This window comes from Fructobacillus fructosus KCTC 3544, from assembly GCF_001438695.1.
GTDB classification, from domain to species: domain Bacteria; phylum Bacillota; class Bacilli; order Lactobacillales; family Lactobacillaceae; genus Fructobacillus; species Fructobacillus fructosus.
On the sequence record NZ_JQBH01000014.1, the window covers coordinates 31013 to 33900 of the forward strand.

Below are 2888 nucleotides of genomic sequence, written 5' to 3' on the forward strand. Positions count from 1 at the left end.
CTTTTTACAAGCACTACTTCTGCGTATCGGGTCTTTCTTTCGACAAAAGTTAACAAAAGATGACTGGACTGCATTGACTCAACTCCGTCTAATTCCCAATGACCAAAAGTACGACGATTGTTAATGGCTTCTGGACGTTTTTCAATGGTGTGTCTTTGAATCACTGTTCGCTGATCTGATTTTGATAGATGAAGGCTCTGATAAGCTTTTTTACTTAACGCACGCTTATATCGTTTACCCTTTAATCTCAGGTTTTTATTTGAGAGTCCCTCGATTTGGTTTCGATTAATCCAATTGTAAATACTATGAACGGATACCCCAAAGTTTCGACTACAATAGACAATTTGTTCTGGCGACCACTTGTCTTCGAGAATTCTTTTTTTAATGATGCTCTTACGATGATTTGATAATTTACGAGGAGACATCGTTAATTTGCTGTGTTTTTTATACTCAGCTAATTGATGAGCCTCTAGCGCCCTATACATTCGTTTGGCATGGCAACTGCTAAGAGACATGCCAAATCGGCGATTCTTGGTTGCTCGTTGAATCTCTCTTGTAATGGTGGAGCGAGCAAATCCAAGTCGAGTAGCAATTTGAGATAAAGTGTGACCCTCGCCAATCCATGTTTCGAGTTTGACACGATCTGCTAATGTTAAATGATGACAACTCATTGTAAAATCCTCTTGTTTTAGTAAGTTACCTTGACTGTTAACATTCGATAGACACCTTTTTATTATTATAAATAAATTGCTCATCGGAACAAACAAAAAAGACGCCCGTAATGGCGTCTTTTCACAGTTTATTAGACATTGTGATAAAATAAACCCATCAAAAAAAACAAAAGTCCTGATTATTTTGGACTGTTTTCATCCTGATGGAAAAAATTATATAAAGGTTATTCGCTTTTATCAATATTGGAGTAATTATGAAATCAATTAGTCGAAAGAAACTCACCTTTGTGCTTATTTTGTTCTTAGTATTATTATATATTTCGTTACTGTGTTACAAGATCACCACAGTGCCAAATGTTTTCATTGATGAAAGAACATATATGCAAGAAGTTCAATCATTAGTCTATACTGGCAAAGATTTAAATGGCCTTTCGTTTCCGGTCTATTTCAAAGGATTATTCGGAAATGGACAGTCGGTGCCTTACGCTTTGATGGCGGTTCCCTTTGTTAAGACATTTGGCTTTTCTACTCTGACTTTCAGATTACCAATGATTTTACTTAATTTATCAAATATCCTTTTGGTAGTCAGCTACACGATAAAAAGGCAAAACCTATCCTTAAGTATGCTGGTGGTGTTCTTAACATCACCATGGATATTCATTTCTTCCCGTTGGGTGTTGGATTGTAACGTAGCACCTATTTTTTTCTCAATGTCGTTAGTGTTTTTAGCCCTTTATATCGATTTGAGAAAAAAGTATCTTCTCTTTTTGTTCTGTTTAATGTTTGCAGCCTCAGTATATGGCTACATAGCTGGTTGGCTTTTTCTTCCGTTATTTTTCGTTGCCGTGAGTGCTTACTTTTACAGGAATAAAATATTAGTATTGAAAGAATTAGCGTTAATGTGGGTAATTAGTTTAGTTCTTTTATTTCCACTAATTTTATTTGCATTTAGACTACTAGTCTTCAAAAATTCATCCGTAGGTCACTTTCTTTTTATTTCATATCCAGTGATGCAGATGCAACGTGGTGAATCTTTAATCACATATCACGGATTATCACATTTATTCCCTGATATGTTGAATAACTTCATGGTTGGTGTTTCGGTATACTTGCGTGGAAGTGATTCATTACCTTGGAATTCAGTGCCTGGTTTTGGTGCATTGTTCCCCCCTGTCTTACTTCTTAGTTTAATCGGGTTAGTTAGTAATAAAAGTAATTTGAGTGAAGGTTTACTTACCTATAAGAACATTATAAAAGTCGCCTTCTTTACTTATATTCCCTCCTTGTTTATTGTGATTCCAACTTTAAACCATTGGAACTTTTTAAACATTGTTCTTGTTCTTTTAGCTGGATTTGGGTTGTATGAACTTTACATCTCATTGAATGCTAAGGTATTTACAATAATATTTGTCATACTTATTGCCATATTTTCAATGTTTGTTAGTCAATATTACTTTAATAATAATTCGTATTTTGTTAAAGAATTCGGAAATGGCCATAAATACTACAAGCCAATGTCTGAAAAAGAAACTAAGAAATTACAAAAAGACAATATTGAGAAATGGGTAAAGCAGCCAATAAATCTGTAGAATTACTTGTTCTCAAACTAAATGCCTTTTTTACAAATCACTAAATTCGTTACCTACTGAATCTATCTGTATCACTCAGCATATGAAAAAAAGAGGACTCATACGAGCCCTTTTTTCTTTTTCCTATCAAATCTTTGAATCTGACAGTCTTGAATATCCTTGATGTTTTTCACGATATTTTATACATCTCCACCTTTTTTCAATAAAAAAAGCCCCCACATCAGGAAGGCTTATTATAGTTGCAAATATCACTATAATTATAATTGCACTTGCAATGGTAATTATAATTGGTATAATAAAGGTAGTTCAGAAAAGGAAAAAAGGAGCTGTTTGCATGAAGAAAATTGGTTTTATTGCTGAAAAAGGCGGAGCCGGTAAAACGACCCAAACCTACAATTTCGGGGCATATTTAGCTAAGCAAGGCAAGAAAGTTTTACTAATCGATTTAGATCATCAATTATCCCTGAGTCGAGAAGTATTTGGGATTCGGGAAGATGATTATTCAAGTCATAACTTATTCCACGACCAGCCTGTTAAGGTTTATCAAGTAAAGAAAAATATGGATCTAATACCTGCTAGTCTTTTGTTAGAAGGACTGGAAAAAGAGATGGCTCTCTCAGATATTCCA

3 protein-coding genes are annotated in these 2888 nt (G+C 34.4%); 2 read left to right on the forward strand and 1 reads right to left on the reverse strand.

Annotated elements, in window-relative coordinates:
- On the reverse strand, positions 1–671 hold a 671-nt coding region (locus IV71_RS06785), incomplete at its 3' end, for an IS30 family transposase (protein ID WP_114636126.1).
- Between the two features lie 254 nt (positions 672–925).
- On the opposite strand from IV71_RS06785, the gene IV71_RS06790 reads away from it, so the two are divergent.
- Both IV71_RS06790 and IV71_RS06795 read left to right on the forward strand, forming a co-directional pair.
- The gene (locus IV71_RS06790) at positions 926–2260 is read left to right on the forward strand and encodes a hypothetical protein (RefSeq protein ID WP_010690498.1); all 1335 of its coding nucleotides are present in this window, start codon (positions 926–928) and stop codon (positions 2258–2260) included.
- 334 nt (positions 2261–2594) lie between these two features.
- Positions 2595–2888 (forward strand): ParA family protein (locus tag IV71_RS06795; protein WP_156405646.1); only part of this gene is annotated, 294 nt, incomplete at its 3' end.